General features: G+C 40.3%; 11 protein-coding genes and 5 pseudogenes. 10 read left to right on the top strand and 6 right to left on the bottom strand.

Annotated elements, in window-relative coordinates:
- Positions 1-13: 13 nt before the first annotated feature.
- A pseudogene (locus tag NL647_RS26205) lies at positions 14-199 on the top strand (transposase domain-containing protein); the annotation flags it as partial.
- Positions 200-232: 33 nt separating this feature from the next.
- On the opposite strand, the pseudogene NL647_RS26200 reads toward NL647_RS26205, so the two are convergent.
- The 3 genes and pseudogenes from NL647_RS26200 to NL647_RS26190 form a co-directional block, all read right to left on the bottom strand.
- A pseudogene (locus NL647_RS26200) lies at positions 233-373 on the bottom strand (transposase); the annotation flags it as partial.
- A gap of 79 nt (positions 374-452) precedes the next feature.
- Entirely contained in the window at positions 453-923 is a 471-nt protein-coding gene (locus tag NL647_RS26195) for a hypothetical protein (RefSeq protein ID WP_253650866.1), read from the bottom strand.
- A gap of 57 nt (positions 924-980) precedes the next feature.
- A pseudogene (locus tag NL647_RS26190) lies at positions 981-1,998 on the bottom strand (IS630 family transposase).
- 438 nt (positions 1,999-2,436) lie between these two features.
- On the opposite strand from NL647_RS26190, the gene NL647_RS26185 reads away from it, so the two are divergent.
- From NL647_RS26185 to NL647_RS26145, 9 genes and pseudogenes are all read left to right on the top strand, one after another.
- Positions 2,437-2,979 (top strand): hypothetical protein, encoded by a 543-nt coding sequence (locus NL647_RS26185; RefSeq protein WP_253650865.1) that lies wholly within the window; start codon positions 2,437-2,439, stop codon positions 2,977-2,979.
- A 60-nt stretch (positions 2,980-3,039) separates the two neighbouring features.
- The gene (locus NL647_RS26180) at positions 3,040-3,525 is read left to right on the top strand and encodes a hypothetical protein (protein ID WP_253650864.1); all 486 of its coding nucleotides are present in this window, start codon (positions 3,040-3,042) and stop codon (positions 3,523-3,525) included.
- On the top strand, positions 3,522-6,155 hold the full coding sequence (locus NL647_RS26175) for a TcfC E-set like domain-containing protein (RefSeq protein ID WP_253650863.1): 2,634 nt from the start codon (positions 3,522-3,524) through the stop codon (positions 6,153-6,155). Before NL647_RS26180 ends, NL647_RS26175 begins: the two co-directional genes overlap by 4 nt.
- On the top strand, positions 6,152-6,880 hold the full coding sequence (locus tag NL647_RS26170) for a hypothetical protein (protein ID WP_253650862.1): 729 nt from the start codon (positions 6,152-6,154) through the stop codon (positions 6,878-6,880). Before NL647_RS26175 ends, NL647_RS26170 begins: the two co-directional genes overlap by 4 nt.
- Positions 6,877-7,914, top strand: coding sequence for a hypothetical protein (locus tag NL647_RS26165; RefSeq protein WP_253650861.1), 1,038 nt, complete (start codon positions 6,877-6,879; stop codon positions 7,912-7,914). The genes NL647_RS26170 and NL647_RS26165 overlap by 4 nt, the downstream gene beginning before the upstream one ends.
- Before the next feature lie 110 nt (positions 7,915-8,024).
- A complete protein-coding gene (locus NL647_RS26160; protein WP_253650860.1) occupies positions 8,025-10,805 on the top strand; it encodes a hypothetical protein in 2,781 nt (926 codons plus the stop codon).
- Positions 10,806-11,194: 389 nt separating this feature from the next.
- Positions 11,195-11,503 (top strand): annotated as a pseudogene (locus tag NL647_RS26155) (IS66 family insertion sequence element accessory protein TnpB); the annotation flags it as partial.
- Positions 11,504-11,511: 8 nt separating this feature from the next.
- Positions 11,512-11,856: an IS66 family insertion sequence element accessory protein TnpB gene (gene tnpB / locus NL647_RS26150; protein WP_253650859.1), complete on the top strand. Its 345-nt coding sequence runs from the start codon at positions 11,512-11,514 to the stop codon at positions 11,854-11,856.
- A gap of 59 nt (positions 11,857-11,915) precedes the next feature.
- Positions 11,916-13,433 (top strand): IS66 family transposase, encoded by a 1,518-nt coding sequence (locus NL647_RS26145; RefSeq protein WP_253650858.1) that lies wholly within the window; start codon positions 11,916-11,918, stop codon positions 13,431-13,433.
- A 29-nt stretch (positions 13,434-13,462) separates the two neighbouring features.
- On the opposite strand, the pseudogene NL647_RS26140 reads toward NL647_RS26145, so the two are convergent.
- The 3 genes and pseudogenes from NL647_RS26140 to NL647_RS26130 all read right to left on the bottom strand — a co-directional run bounded on the left by NL647_RS26140 (position 13,463) and on the right by NL647_RS26130 (position 16,855).
- Positions 13,463-14,510 (bottom strand): annotated as a pseudogene (locus NL647_RS26140) (IS3 family transposase).
- Positions 14,511-15,214: 704 nt separating this feature from the next.
- On the bottom strand, positions 15,215-16,411 hold the full coding sequence (locus NL647_RS26135) for a DUF5666 domain-containing protein (protein WP_253650857.1): 1,197 nt from the start codon (positions 16,409-16,411) through the stop codon (positions 15,215-15,217).
- Positions 16,412-16,471: 60 nt separating this feature from the next.
- Positions 16,472-16,855, bottom strand: a complete 384-nt coding sequence (locus NL647_RS26130) for a YgiW/YdeI family stress tolerance OB fold protein (protein WP_253650856.1) — start codon at positions 16,853-16,855, stop codon at positions 16,472-16,474.
- Between the last annotated feature and the right edge of the window lie 115 nt (positions 16,856-16,970).

Raw genomic sequence — 16,970 nt, 5'->3', positions numbered from 1 at the left:
TGGTGAACGGTTACGAAAAAATTGGATCTTCTCGAACACACCAAATGGTGCTGATGCGAGCGCGATGCTTTACAGCATCGTCGAGACTGCGAAAGCCAACGGTCTTATCCTCTACGACTACATGGTCAAGTGCATGAAAGAACTCGCGAAAGCAGAGCCTGATATCGATGCGCTCCTACCTTGGAACTTCAAACATTAACAACATCGCCCCGTGGGTTCATGGGGCGTTTACTTTCCACCTGTAGAGAACCGTGGTTGTAACACCAACAGCTTCTGCTGCCTGAGCAACGCTATAACCTTGCTCTCGTACTAAGGCTGCTGCTTCTTTTTTAAATTCCTTGGGGTAGCGTTTGTAAGCTCTTTTCACTGCCATGTTTCACCTCATTGATCTGACAATTATTGTCTCTCAATTCAGTGTCCAGCTTCATTAGACCAGTATAGGCGTTCAATGATCATGAGGATAATACGTTAGATGAAGAAGGATACTTAGAGGGAACTTTGATAGCACTTCTTAAAGGAATGTTAACATGAAGAAAATTTTCAAAACTCTCACCATTGAAGGGTTTGTTTAAGATTTGTTTTTTTACTATATTGTTGTTTATCACAAAGCTTTTGTTTTCTTCCAATGACTCGTTATTACCGACGACAAGTATTTTAATGTTGATATCTTTATCCAAGTTATATACCACATCAACTATGTCATGCGATAAGGTCACTCTCTTATCGACTAGCTGTACTTTCTGATCTAAGTCTAGAATTATAATGACACCAGTATGTTCACTTATAAAGCCTTCAATTTTAGATGAAGTTATATCTCTCACACTACTTAATTGGACAACCTTAGATACTTTTTTGTGATTTCTAATAGAATTTCTAATATAGCTTTTTATTGGCTCGAAATTGCTGATGACGATTGCAAGCATTTCCTTTCTCTTTTGTATTAAATTCGTCGGTCGCCGACATTTTAAGAATATACCGAATCAACGTGAAGATGCAGACTTGAGCACCTGAAAATTATCATTAATTCGAGACGCTAGAGTGCCTGCGATTTCTCGAAGAGTCACAGTAAAAATTGATCTATGGTCACTTTGAAGTCCCGTTTTCTTTTGAAGTAAACGTTGTTCTTCGACTTCTCATTCATTACTTTTCCTAGCCGCTATATTGGATAGATATTTTGGCTATAAGTTGGGGGATAATGTAGTTCAAACATTAAGAACAAACGCTGCATCTTTGATTAAGTCACGGCGGTAATATCCTGCTCCATCCAATATGATATGAAGCTTATTACTTATTAGCCAACGGATAGCTCTCTTAACTTACAGAAAAAGCGATCCATCCTTTCACTGTTAATGCTCTCATAATCATGAACAATAGTTGTTCGAATTTTGACAGATTCAATACACCAACAAGATTTAATCGACTACGATTTCCCGTTGTTTCAATTACTTTATCTTTACTAGTACGTATCCAGCCATGAGATGTTTTTGTTGATAATGTTGGATGAGCTGCATCTATAAAACTATCGATTCATCTTTGCCACAGCTTGTCTTTAGCGCTTCATAATCTATCTATGAAAACTTGCTGTCGTGCCTCATCAAATTTGTGTAGACCTCTTTTGGTTGTTTGTAGCTAAACCCATTCTGGTGAGACCATTTGTTCATGCTAGACACCGTGTAATCAAGTCCAAATGTCTCTTTAACATAGGCGACAATTTGGTAAGTATGGGAATAGACCTTATTTGTCAAATGCTCAATTAAATGCATAGTTTGAGTAGTATCAAGCTTGAATTTTTCAGAAAGAACATAGTCAGGGGTGACGAGCAACAGTCGATTCATGGATACGAAGAGCTTGAGCAATCATTATCTGACTCTCTCCTTCATAGGTAAGTAGCACTACTTTAATACGGTCACACACTCGACTATCACGAGTAGAATCGTGCATTTGTTCGAGTTGTCGTTTCTGTTGAAGAGTCAGTATGATTTTCATAGTGCGTAGAATGAATCTGATTTTATAAAAAACAAGCATCTTCGATGAGTACGGCTATATGCTGATGATTTATTGTTATTCAACACCAAAAATCCATTCTTTTCAATGTCAGATAATGCCTACAAGCATTACGTTAAAATGAGACGTTTGCGCTAAGTAAATGTCCATTTATTTAACGGAGCAAGCGTTCAATCTACCTTTCTCATCTATCAATCTCCGCCTCATTTCCTAAAAATGCACAATCTCCATTTTTAAAAATTCCTTGTAATACAAGCGGATATAACAAGCTTCATTGTTGTGGGTATTTTCCGACAAAAATTTTGTTTCGTTTTGTTTTTTACTTAGGTTAAATCCCCTCGCAATGCGCTCAAAGCGCTAGGTTTAAACATGGTGAGAGTTTATCACTCATCAATTTACTATTACCCTAAAAGGGGAAAGGTCAGATAAAAAATGAAAAAATCAATCTTAACGGCTGCTCTTATTGCTTCTTTTTCCGGGGCAGTATCTGCGCAAGTCGCAGAAAGTCCACAACCACTGACGGATACAATTACCTGGAAAGGTAAAGTTCCAGCAATTGTTGTGGCGAACAACTCTATGTCAATTTCATCACTAACAGGTAGTTTGGACGATGCGGTTTTAACCTTTACTCGTACGTCCGACGGCAGCCTAACTCTTGAGCCTACAGTCGCTGAGTCATTTCAAGTAGTTAATAAAGCAGGGAAAGCAATTCAGTATAGTGTGACATTAAGTAGTGTAAGTGCAACATACAGCAATTCTTCTGGAGAGAGTCATAAACTAATTGAGGGCTCAGCTCAGGTTAAACGAAATGATAAAGTTATGACAGTTGGTACTGCTCAAGAGGCAAACGTTGGTAAATCCAGTTTCACGCTTGAGTTCACAGAGGATGCATTAACAGAATTAGGTAAGCAAGAAGATACACAGGTAGTAGTCATTGCGACTGTTATGGTTAGTGCTACTGGCAGCTCTTTGTAATTTGAGACCTCTTTGCACAAAGAGATCCGTTTGTAAAAACGGATCTTTTGAGGCTTTCGTATGAATTACATTCTCTTATTAATATTGCTTCCTTTGCTATCTTTAGAGACTCAAGGGGCAACTCGATTCGATACATTGGATTTTACACCCAAAGTAAATATTCATAAGAAAATAGTTTCTGAACAAGTTGATATTATATCAGATAATTACTACACCGCAGAATACAGTGAGAAAGATATTAGTTTTAAACCTCTGAAAATGCGATTTTTTATTCTAAAGAATCAGACGGGAACGACAAATAACCGATTAGATTTGGTGTTTCAAGACAGCTATTGTAAAGATAAAGGTAGTGACAAAGAAACTCGCATAGAAAATATTGGTATTCAAATAGATGGCCGTGATTTTTCAAAAGGCTTTGAATACATTATGACTTCTAATCGTATTGAGCATACGTTAACTCTGAACTTTCCATTGATAAGACAAAAATATATTGAACAAACATGTTACGGTTTAATTGGTTTTACGCTTAAATTGGATTCTTTATGAAAATCGAATTTATTACTGTATTTTTTTCAATATTGATTGCTTTGAGCTTCAGTCATGCTTCTGTTGCAAGAGTGACTCCAGTCGGTTTTGAAGCATTCTTCGAAGAAAGAGTTGAACTTGTTGATATAAGTATCGCAGGTATTGATTTTAGCCAGAGCGTTGATGCATTAATCAGTTACGAATATTTTAAATTGACTGGTGGTAAAAAAAATCTCGTAGAATTTCTGAAAAAAAACAAATTAAACAGTGCCGATATAGAAAAGGTTGTTAATAAATTAGAAGCAGGGATTAATACAAGTGATCAATGTTCGTTCGATTGCATTTCTATTGCAAATGAAGGAAGAGTTGGTTATTTTTTTGATTATGATAACAGGAATTTAACCATATTTTTATCGAACAAAATGTTCGACTTTAAAGTTAAAGAAGAATATTACTCATCAGTTCGTGCCTCAAATGCGCTAATTAATGAAACCAACTTATATGTATTTAATGGCAACGATAACAGCAATTTCACATGGTCTAATGACACTATTTTAGGCTTGACATATGGTCATTTGAACTTTGATACACAATACGCGTCACAATCGTCTACGCTCGACATTCGCACCGGTGTATATGATCTAGACTTAGAGGGGCATCGGATTGTCGCTGGCTATCAGCAACCAGGCAGTGCATATGACACGATTAACACCACAGACTTTCTTCATTATGGTGCTGATTATCGCGGCTTAGCAGTCAATATCGGTTCTAGTGACAATCTACTTATTGGGGCTGAGACCGAGCGCCAATCTCTGAATTTTTACTCCCCTCAATCGGGGCAATTAGAAGTTCACTTAGACGATATTATCATTTTTACTCAAGCAGTGAGACAAGGTCAAAACTCCGTCAGTTACCGCGAGCTACCAAATGGCGTTTACACCGTACAGGTCATAGTCAAACATGGCGAAAGAGAGTTGCTGAATGAACAACGCTCTATTGTTAACAACGGCAATACTTACTTGCAGGTTGGCGATTATGATTACCGAGTTAAACTCGGCCAATTGCAAGATCGCAATCAGTATGCCGAGGGTTCTTTGAGTTACCGACTCAATGAGAGAGCGCTTGTCGGAGGGTCGATCGCTAGCGATATCGATTCTTCTTTTATTCGTATCGGTGGTAAGTACTATTTTAATGACTCGATCACCACACAATATACCGGTGCGTTTTTCGATTCTGGTGCGATGAATCATCAAGGCAATTTGTCATTTGGTTCGTTTGGTATTACCGTGCGCAGTGTCGATACTCGAGGTACAAGCTCTGGCTTTTACCATGCCTTATATGGCGAGAATAATACAAGGGAATTCGGCGTCAATTATTCTAAGTCATTATTTGGAGGGAATACGTTCGCAAGTTTCTTCCATCTATCTTTAGATAACGACGATTTCTCTACACAGACAAATAACTTGTCGTTGTCATGGAGTAGAAATCTTCTTGGCGGGCAGCTCAGTTTGAGTACTAACTACAGCTTCTCCGAGGGAGGAAATGACACATTTAACCTTGGTATGAACTGGTCTTATGACGTCAGCGATACGTTACGCTACACATCATCACTGTTGACTGATGATGAAGGGGTAGATTATGTCGCACAAGAATTTTCACTGGAACATTCGGAAGAGAATTATGATACAACAGTCTCGGTTGCTGCAACAGTACAAGACAATAAGCTAATCAATGAGGTATCGGCTTATGCAAATGGTACGAATAATGCCTTTAGTTTTAATGGCTATGGATTTTATCGTTCGGATAATTATTACTCTGCATCTGGGACACTGAAGAGTACTCAACTTGTTACATTCGATGATGTAATTATCACGAGTAAAAAAGGGGTATCGTTTGTGAACGTCGAACCGGAATGGACATCGACGCCAAGTGAAGAAAGCGAGATCAGTTATACTATTTATAAAGATGGCGAGTATGACTATAGTGGCACCATTTTGCCAGACCAATCGTTTGTTGCACCGTTGCCAATTTATTCACAAGTTCGTTTCGAATTGGATGCTGACTACAGTAATGTTGAAATTAGCGCTAAATCCAAAGAGGGTTTCACAGTGCCAGGTACGCTTTACCAACTAAACAACCATGTAACTCCATTACATAGCCAAGTGTTTTTACTCAATGACATTGATGGCAACGCTATACAAAAAGTGGGTTGCGCGGGGGAAGGTTGTAAGAGTATATATGACATCACGGAAGGAGTATCGAGAGTGACCTTTCGTGAAGAACAAAGTTTTCATTTGGTTTCCGAAGACCGAATTTGTGTTTTCAATCCTGAGCATCTAGGTGAACCCTTCGTCAGCTCATATTGCTTGGAAGGGCTAAATGACTTAGATGAAAACAGTGATCTTGTATACAACGATATGAAATACATTGGCGTATATGAATCAACTGAAAAGACGTTAAAGATTATCGAACGCCTTGAGGAATTAGGGCTGGCGTCTAAATACGTAACAGTCGGCGATCAACTATACGTATACGTTCGTCATGAAAGTGAATTCACGATAGCTCAAGTGCAAGTTCTAGAGCAACTTGAGACATATATAGTGTCTACGAAGTTTAAACCTGACAACATATTTAGTGTGACAAAACGATGAAAATTAAAAAACTAGCAATATTTGCACTCACTGTGAGTGTTTCTTTCAATTCTGGTGCATTAGGTGTGGATTCGTTAATCAAATTAATGGACGACACCCAAGACACTTTTACTGTCTCAAATAATGATGGATATCGTCAGTTTGTTAATTTAATGATATCAGACGTAAAAATCATTGACGGTGAGTTAAGTCAAATGCCATATGATAAAGATAACATTGCAGACTGGACGCTAGAAGTACGTCCTAATAAATTGATTTTAGATAACGGTCAAAGCAAAAAAATTTTGGTTCGTTATATTGGAGAAGTGCAGCGTAAACAAGATAAATTATATTCAATCAGCATCATGCCTACACCCTACTATGCTGAGAATGAAGTACCAAACAATACTGTCCAAATGGTTATTGGCGTTGCGCCTTATGTCATAATGCCAGCAAGTATAGACGCGCCACTTCAATATAGTGTTAAGTACAGTAAAGAATATATAGAAGTAACTAACTTTGGTGGCACATACTTCAACGCTAACGTAAAAGCATGCGACAGCGTTGAACTAAAAGTGCCAGTAGAGGAATGTATTAGCACTTCTTATGTTTTATCTGGACGGGAAGTTAAGATCCCACTTCCTGAGAGAACAAATAAAGGTAATGTTGAAGTTTCATTTAGAACTAATAACAACACTTATAAAGAAACGTTTGAGTTAACTCCAGGTCAACTGAAAAAACAATGAATATAAATGTCCTTCTTGCTCTCACTCTTGTTTTTTTACCTGAGATTTCTAACGGGGCCGAGATTTCTGCGAAGATAAGTGCTGTTGATAATTTGTGGACCTCAGCCCAAACAGAACAAGGAGGGTTAGCACCAATTAAATGGAACCTACCTAGTGCACTACCGACAGGAGAACGCTTGATCCCAGGAGGTCTATTGTCAGATGGTAAGCAAAGTCTTGTGCTGTCCAATGGCATGGATAGTATTGAGATTTTACTTGGTATCCAAGGAATCCAATACATGCTATTTGATTCTGTTGGTTTAGATTCAGATCCAGTCGGTAATGCTACAACAGAACCAGTGGGAAATATTGCTACAGTCAAGGGGGTTGGGGTTGGTGATAAAATACTTACGTTCAGTTCGAACAGTTCAATGATCCGTATGTATCGACCAATTTTAGAACCCATTGATATCAAACTATTGAAAGAAATATTGAAGGGAAAATCGAAAGGTGTCTATCACGGGATTATTCCGATTAACTTTCAATATGATTATTACCGAAATAACATTCGAGTCAAAAACATTATCAGTACTAACTTGCAATTCACAATAGACTACAACCCAGCCATTATTTTCGATGCTGTTATCGTTAAAGGAAAGGACGGACAACTGACTCCTTACTACCATGGTTATCCAGAAAAGGTTGTGAGTGCAAAAGGAATTTATGGAGTCAAGATTACGGGAGATTTTACGTCAGGTCTTAGGGCTAAAATCCTCGATACTACTCAATTCTATACTCTTAAAAACCCTTTGGTTATAAGTAGCGACATTTCGAAACAGATAGCTTATAGTGTAACGTGTATAGGAGGATGTTTGACTAACAATTCTCTTGTAAGTAACGGGAGCGCATCAAGTAGTTTCACACAACTTGATATTTCTAATACCAGCGAATCTCACATAGATTTAATGGTTCATTTTGAAAATAAGCCCTATGAAGAACTCGAGAATGGAGATTATCAAGGTCATTTTCAAGTTCTCTTCGAAGCTCAGCTATAAAACCATAAAAACTGGTCGTTGGTCTGTAATTAACATTGGTAATAGGTCAGAGTTAATTAAATTTCAATTAACAACAGACATCTAACTCTTTATTTAAATTGGAAAAAACAATGATAAAGATGCAAGTATTTATAAGAGCAATTGTTGCAATTACGTGTATGTCTATCCTTGGTTGTGGCGGTGGAGATGGGGGGAGCAAGAACCCAGTAAATGCAACGCCATCATTAGAACTAAAGGCTCTGGACGGTTTCTATCTCCTAAATCCTAATGAGACGAACGCTAGTATTGATATAGCACGATTTGTTTTTGGTAGTGATATAGAACTAATTGATGTACAAAGTTCTTCTTTAGATTGTGGGTATGATATTAATCCAGAAAATAATGTTTCTTTTTTTGCGAATTCTAAACCTGGTATGTATTGCAGTTATCAATATGAAGTTAGAGATAACCGTGACAACCAAGCAAGTGGTAAAATAAATACCTTATCTTCCATTATGGAAGAGCCGCTGCTCACACCGATTTCGGCAACGATGTCAATACAAGAAAAAATAAAAGTATTCGATTTATCCAAACTAATATTGGATATACCAAAAGGATATGTATTAAATCAGGATACGATTCAAGTCCTTGGTCAACAAGGTGAAACTGAGCTCGGTATGGTCAGTGTTACTGGTGAAAATCAGATCACTTACACATCACCTCAGCACGCGGGTTGGTATCGAATTGTACTTGGGTTTCAAAACCCAGAAGACGAGCAGCAATCTGTGTTGGGGGTTATTTTCGTCACAGTATCAGACTATTCGAATCAGTCACCAACGATTAGCAATTTGGAGTATACCTATACTGATAATAACGTTATTGTTAATCAAACTTTGGAAGTTGATTTATCAAAACTTACAGGTTTGGTGATTGAAGATCTTGATGGTGATGATTGGCAGCTGGTTCATGCTCAAAGTATGACGGCAACCGTAACGCTAAAAAACCCAGACTTGACCTCGAACAAAGCCATGAGTTTTACCCCTAGCCAGATTGGTCCTTCAATCGTCAGTTATATTATCACTGACCACAAGGGGGGGTATAATTCTGGGTTGATTTTATTTGAAGTCGGAGTCAAGGAAGTACCCAAAACATGGAAGGATGTAAAGGTAGTAAAGTCAGACTTTTCGCGCAACTATATCGCTCCACCAACGTACAATGAGGTAGCAAGCGAGTTCCGTGTAGAGCCATTATTCGATCAAACTGTTAACAATACAATTGCAGGCTTTACCCCTTTGCAAGCTGATGCTTATTGTGCTTTCAAAGGACGTTTACCAACACCATCAAATATTAGGGAAATGCGGACGAACCACGTTTGGGACCAACTGGTTGGTGATCTAGATAGCTGGCCGAAAGGAAGGCTATTTTTCGTTAAGAACGGCAGCGATTATCAGTTATTCAATATTGATACAGGGATTTTCGAACCTTACAAAACAGGTTATCATTATGTAACCTGTATGTATGATGATCGATTCGAAATTATAACGCCGGTGCGTCGTATTATGGCAAATGGTGCTCGACAAGAAGTATTAAGGGTAAGAAATCCGCGACCGGCTAGTATATTGGTCGAAGTAGAACTCGAACAAAACAATGTCGAAGTGATTAGTGGGACATTGAGTCTTAGTCATAGGTTCCTAGATGAGAATAGTCAACCAACGACTGATCCGACAAAAGCTGTAGAGGCTATTTATTACCTTGGTGGTTTTGCTAAAGGTTCTTTCTCGTTTAAAGTTTATGATAGAGCTAAACCTCAAAGACCACTTTATTCTGCTCCAATCAGTTTTATAGGAGACTTTAGAACCATGGCTCTAAGCGATACTATAAAATACAGTCCGCAATATCAGGATGCCGGTATTGTTATTGCCAATGGTCAAGATATTGTTCAGGCAGACCTGTCTCTTTTGGATGCGAATGGCATTCCAGTTCCTGACCGAATGGTTGCCATATACCCAACCTATGATGAAGATATAGGAGACGAAATCTCCGGTCAATATTTTCATCGCTTGTTTTCCTGGGCTGACTTAGTTTCCAATGAAGAGGGCGCGATACATACGGCTTTTAAGGCTTTACCTGTAAAAGCGCTGGTAAGTGAAGAACACCCAGTAAGAAACCTTAGGATTGCGGTAGGGGATGAACAAGCCGGTCCGTTTGTTAGAGTGAAAGTTATTCACCCTTATATTGCCACTGATATTGAAGTTACCGATATTGATACTTCTCCTGTGAGAAGAAAAAACTACAAGAAATTTCGTGTAAAAGTAATTGACAAAGTGACAGGAATGCCAGTTGCTGCTCCACTACGCGTTGTCTCTATCGAAGGTCATGCCAGTCTTGTGGCTCTAGGCTCTGAGTATACTGGGGTAATAACTGAACGTAATTTTTCGGTGCCGATTGAAGGATTAGAGTTTCTGCTTGTCCAGACTTCTCGCTCCGGGGGGGATGTCGTTGGTAAGATTAACTTTGATATACTAGGCTCGACCGATTTGGATCCAACAAATAACCTCATGTTACCAGGGACCACGTATATCTATCAGGAATTAGCCTCGAATTCGATGGGTCCTGAGCTGCCTAATGCAGAAACATTTCTTAAAAGGTATTTACTAGATGGTTCAGAGACTGATTGGTTAAAATATATAATGCGCATCACGGATGAACGTTCAGCCCAGTTACCGAGCAAAGCAACATTAACCGCCGACCAGATTGAAAGAATGATAGGGCGTGTATTTGAGATGGATAATCAAGGTCCATATACTGGATTTGTTATATGGGGTGAAGATCCAGCTTCTAAGGAGGTCCTATATGCTGGAGGTAAGATGCGCTTTGTTTTTAATGGTGACATTTGGCAAAGAATTTATTAGTTTGAACAGAATTCGTACTAAACGTGCAATTAAGCCGCTTGTAAATGACTCAAAAGCTTGGCTATTCTCAACCCTCATAAAGGTGCGATCGCGATACCTTACCGTATCGTCGAGTCAGTGATAGCCAACGATCTTGTATTCTACTACTACATGGTCAAGTGTACGAAAAACTGTGCAAGCTGAGCTCGGTATCGCCCTGTCTCTTATACACAAATCCCCAAGCTTGTAGCTTGGGGATTTTTTTGAACTCTTTCACGTGTGTGTGATCTGAACACTTAATAATCAGAAGTGGCCCCCAATGGTTGGACAGTAAACGCTCCATAAAACCCGCATTCTAATCGCCTAACGCGAAGAATAAGATCAAGCTTCCGACCAGGAGGAGATTTGAAATGGGAAAGCGACACACTAATCAAGAATGGCAAACGCTCATCGAGCAGTCTGAATCGAGTTCATTGTCAATGCTTGCATTTTGTAAGCTCAATGAACTCAACCCCTCAACGTTTTATGCTAAGCGCCAGCAACTTAAAAAAGCGAATATCTCTCAAGGCTTTGTACGGGCAGAGGTCGTCGAAAAGACAACGAAATATCAAGCTCAAATAGCCACCGCTAACATGACGCTTCTCATCAATGATGTGGAATTGAGCATTCCTCAAAGCACGCCCGCTGCCTACCTGGCAGAACTCATTGGAGTCTTGTCATTAAACATATGCTCAGCGCACCAGAGATTTATCTGTATCGTGAGAGTGTCGATTTTAGAAAGTCCGTCAATGGCCTCGCGGCGATTATCGAAAGTGACACCGATTTACCCTTGGGAAGCGGCGCACTGTTCCTGTTCACCAATAAACAGCGCGACAAAATCAAAGTGCTGTACTGGGGTAAAACTGGCTTTGCGCTTTGGTATAAACGCCTTGAAAAAGCCAAGTATAAATGGCCTAAAAAAGAGGAAAATGAAGTGTTTACCCTGACTCAATTCGAGCTTGACAGACTGCTTTCTGGTTTCACGATTATCGGCCATAAACCCGTACAAATAAACGATTTTACAATGAGTTAATCGATAATAAAGCCTTATCCACCAAGCGTAAATGGCATGATTTAAGTATAATAAATGCTATGAAAAAGACGCCAGATATCAACCCAGAAAGCCAAGATATTGCCGAGCTACAAGCGCTGATGGCGTCAGAAAACCAATGGAAACAAGAGCGTCAATCTCTGCTTGAGCAACTCAAACTTGCTTTCGACCGCCAGTTCGCAAAGCGCTCGGATGCGTTAAAGCCTTACGATGAATCTCAAGGTGACCTCTTCAACGAAGTGGAATGTGAAGCCGCTAAGGAAGAAGAAGTTGAGGGAACGACGACGACCACAACGAAGAAGCGTGGTAAACGCAAGCCACTTCCAAATACTTTGCCTCGTGAGGTTATCGAATTCGATTTAGACGACCATGAAAAACAGTGTGCATGCTGCCAACATAGTCTGCATAAAATCGGTGAAGACTGCAGTGAGAAACTTGAGTTCTCACCAGCCGTGCTCAAAGTGCTGGAATATGTTCGTCCTAAGTATGCTTGTCGTCAGTGCGAGCAAACTGAAGACAAAAGCCACATCGTTCAAAAGCCAGCGCCCCAGAGCATAATCCCTAAAAGCTTCGCGACAGAAAGCTTGCAGGCCAATATCATCCTTGGTAAATATCAATACGCAATGCCACTTTACCGCCAAGAGTCGCTGTTTACTCAGTCGGTTATTGAGCTATCGCGAACTACCATGGCAAGGTGGGTTATCCAAGTCAGTGAGAAGTTCACACCGCTGTATGCCGCCTTAAAAGAGCATCTACTCCAACAAGTGGTGGTTCAGGCGGATGAAACGCGGCTCAATGTCCTCAAAGAAGATAAACAGTGTTATATGTGGCTCTACTGCTCGGGCGCAGACTCGCCCGACGCTGCACTGCCGAATGTGAAGAATATCGCCTTGTATGACTATCAAAACAGTCGCGCGAGGGCATGCCCTGTTGCCTTCTTGAGGGATTACAGTGGTTATATGCAAACCGATGGCTATGGTGCCTATGATGGTCTTCATCACGTAACCAATGTTGGTAGCTTGGCACATGCATGGCGTAAGTTCATGGATGCTAAGAAGCTTCAAGGTAAAGGTAAGTCAGGCAAAGCAGATAAAGCGCTAGCTAAAATCCAGAAGCTCTATGGGATAGAATCGCGCTTAAAAGGTGCGGCTGTCGAAACACGAAAAGCAGAACGTCAACTGCATGCCAAGCCGATACTGGATGAGTTGTACGAGTGGATGACGACTCAACAAGTGCTAGCGTCTAGCTCGCTGGGCAAGGCGATAAAATACACGCTCGGCCAATGGCCGAAACTTATTCGCTATATCGATGACGGTCATTTATCTATCGATAATAATCGTGCTGAACGCGCAATTAAACCGCTGGTCATTGGCAGAAAAAATTGGCTCTTCTCGAACACACCAAATGGTGCTGATGCGAGCGCGATGCTTTACAGCATCGTCGAGACTGCGAAAGCCAACGGCCTTATCCTCTACGACTACATGGTCAAGTGCATGAAAGAACTCGCGAAAGCAGAGCCTGATATCGATGCGCTCCTACCTTGGAACTTCAAACATTAACAACATCGCCCCGTGGGTTCATGGGGCGTTTACTCATCAGGGGTGAGGTCATTGAGTCCCGGATGGTTATGCTTCTCATTATAAAACACCATGTAGTGGCTGATTTCAAGCTCTGCCTCTCGGGGCGTGGTGTAAGCTTTTAAGTAAACCGTCTCATATTTCAGGCTTCTCCATAATCGCTCGATGAAAACATTGTCGACCCAGCGTCCTTTCCCATCCATACTTATCCTGACTCCATGGTCGATTAACTTCTGTGTGAATTCAGTGCTGGTAAACTGACTGCCTTGATCTGAGTTGAAGATATCTGGCGGCCCATAATGTTTAAGCGCGTCTTCAAGGGCTTCGATACAAAAGCTCGTGTCATCGTGTTGGATAGCCGCCAAGACAGCACCTTTCGGCTATACCAGTCGATAATGGCGACTAAATACAGGAACCCCTTAGCCATCGGGATATACGTGATGTCAACCGCCCAAGCTTGGTTCGGGTAAGTGACTTCGATATCACGCAAAAGGTAGGGATAAACCTTGTGTGCTTTGTTCGCCAGGGTCGTTCGAGGCTTGGGGTAAATAGCCCCAATACCCATGTCTCGCATCATCCGAACGACACATTTACGATTAACGTTATGGTCTTTTTTAGCCAACTCATTTCGAATGCGTCTGCTTCCCATGAGTGGATACTGAAGGTGAATTTCGTCAATCATGCGGCGTAGTTCAATCTCTTCAGCAGAGAGTCCTATGGGTTGATAGTAAGCAGTAGAGCGAGCAATACTGAGAAGCTCACACTGGCGCTTTATTGGAAATTGGGTGGATTTAACCAGCGAGCTCTTTCGCTGGGCTCGGTCTAACGACCGAGCACTTTGGTCAAAAAATCATTTTCCATGGTCAATTGACCAATCTTGGCGTGCAGTTTGTCCACTTCTTCAGAGCTGTCCTTGCCTGACTGGCTTTCAGAGGCAAAAATCATAGCTGCATCTTCGAGCAGTTCTTTTTTCCATGTAGAGATTTGGTTAGCGTGAAGGTTGTATTTCTGAGCTAAATCAGCGACAGTCTTATCATCTCTAGCAGCATCAAGCGCCACCTTAGCTTTAAATTCGGGTGAGTGGTTTCTACGTTTTTCTTGTCATAATCTGTTCCAGTATTTTTAGGGGCAATACAAACAGATCAATCACTTAAAGTCATGTCCGAAAATGGGGAGCCACTTCTGACTATTGTTGGTAATCGTGCTCAGAATAGTAAAACAATTTGGACTGTTTTGCGGCGGATGGAACAGTTTCCAAAGTGTTGGTTAATCCATAGGTACTTTATGAGGGGTCTACTGAGTCATACTTTACCGAGTAAAGGAAATGACATTTGTTGGCTAGATTGCACTAAGTTCGGTCGCGCTTTTGATTAGTAACTATTTATCTATATGCTATACACGAGCACAAAGTAACATCCGATTAGGGCTATACGTAGTATTTACTGGCTATGCTGTCAGTCACCATTATGGTGTTTTCTTCAACAAGCTTTTTTATGAAACATGGATTTTTGTAAGCTTTGCTCCAGTAAGAGTTGATGGAATTTACAGAACTATAGCATTCGTATTGCTAGCTTTAAGTGCGGCTATGTTCCTTTCGTCAAAAATAAATATGTTAGGAAAGAAAAAGTCTTAAAAATTAACGCCTTAGCCTCTATCGTAGGTCGTGTGTTAAATAAATAGTCGCTAATGCAAAAGGCTTGGTTCACACCAAGCCTTTTAGAGGATCAATTATGTACGTATTCTGCCATATCTCTAACGGTCGTTTAATCGTTATCTCGTTCAACCTCTATTGCGATATTTTTTCCATCAATAATGATTCCTTCTACTTCAACGCGTGCGCCATTTAATTGTGATGGAGTAAGATGTTCAAAGCGTGTTTGGGCATCAATAAATACTTGATTACTAATTGTTGCATCAAAACCATTTTCACAACGTGTCATGACAAAGGTCTGGTGAGTGTCGTCATAATTTGAGGCAATACCTTCGCATTCAAACTCTTTACCATTCCAAGGGTTATCTGAACCGTCATCCCAATCTGGAGTTTCAAATTCTATTTTTGTTGCGAGGCGACCAGCAGTTTGGTTACGAGAGGTAACCTCGACTTCTACTCCTTGTTTTAGGTGCTGACGTGTCCCGTCTTCAAAGTCGGTATTGTTGTTAACCAAAAAGTTTCCGCGATAGTTCAAAGTGAATTCGCTGTAGTCGTTCGCAACCCAAGTAATAATACCTTCAATTTCATTATCACCATCGTAGTCATCATAATCTTCAGCGTCGACTTCGACAGCATAGAAGGTATCACCTTTCATCTCTCCTTCGACTTCAACCCATTGACCTATTTGAGGTCCATTCAGTGGTAATTCTAGTGCGTTCCCGTAGTACACGCGTGCATGAGACCCAATGATGAACGTCTGTTCATTGGTATCAATACTTGATATTCGCCCTTCAATTTCATAGTGGTTGGCAAGACCAGGATAGGTATTCTCGACATCAAGTTTGATGACGGAAAGAACTTTATAGCCGGCATTTACTGTCGGTAACGATGAAACCATAATCCAATCATTAAGTTCAATATTTGTTGTTAATCCAGCGAACTGAAGCTCAACACCATTAATCGAAAATGTTTTTTTTGAGTAGTCGATAGCCTCGATGAAACCCGTTATTGTAGGCTCTAAAGCAACATTTACTTCTTGAGCTTTAGTGGCTGAAGTCGTGAGTTGCACTGACATGTTAGGAGCTAAAACAGATGTTGGTAATGATTCTTGACTATATTGCACTCGATTTACGCGGTAGTCTTGCCCATTTACCATTATGGTGCCGTTTTCTTTTATTTGCTCTATGGTACCAGTGATGCGAGTCAGTGAACCTACTGTGCTAGTATCTTCATTGTTTTTGCTAGAATCACTACCACCACAGCCGGCCAAAATGAGACCGATTGTCGCGATGAGATATTGCTTTTTCATGGTGTTACCCTGCTAAATTGTGCCCATACGTTAGTAGGGCATGAAGTTTATTATTGGAGGTTAAAGAATTTGAATATTATCAACATTGATTTTGGTGCCAGATACATCATTATCAACTTCGCCAGAGAGTCTAACTCTAGTTTTTGGGGTGACAGATTGACCTAACCACTTACTATGTTCAATCTCAATACTGATTCTTCCTAAATGGTCAGTGAAAATGTACATCTCCCCACCCAGATGGGACTTAATGTACCCAGTGAGAATGACCGGCATATCATCGCTGTAGACGCCAATATCCCAGACCTGCTTTACTTTAGTTAGCCCTCCTTGAGAGGGACCCGAAAAGCCAAAGATTTTCTTTGTTTCAAGGCTAGAAAAATTTTGAGCATAGAGTAAGCCAGAGAAAAAAAGAGGGATGGCTGCATTAAATACGCGATGATTCATTTATTCATTTATTCATTTATTCATTTATTCATTTCCTTAAAGCAACGCGCGAGTTAGCTCACATATTCGAATATGAGCGACTAAGAAAAAGGCTTGATATTGACCAAGCCCTTTG

Origin of the sequence: Vibrio sp. Y29_XK_CS5 (assembly GCF_024181835.1) — a bacterium.
In the GTDB taxonomy this organism is placed as follows: Bacteria; Pseudomonadota; Gammaproteobacteria; order Enterobacterales; family Vibrionaceae; genus Vibrio; species Vibrio harveyi.
The sequence above is the reverse complement of the archived record's forward strand: the minus strand, read 5'-3'. Positions and strand labels throughout refer to the sequence as shown.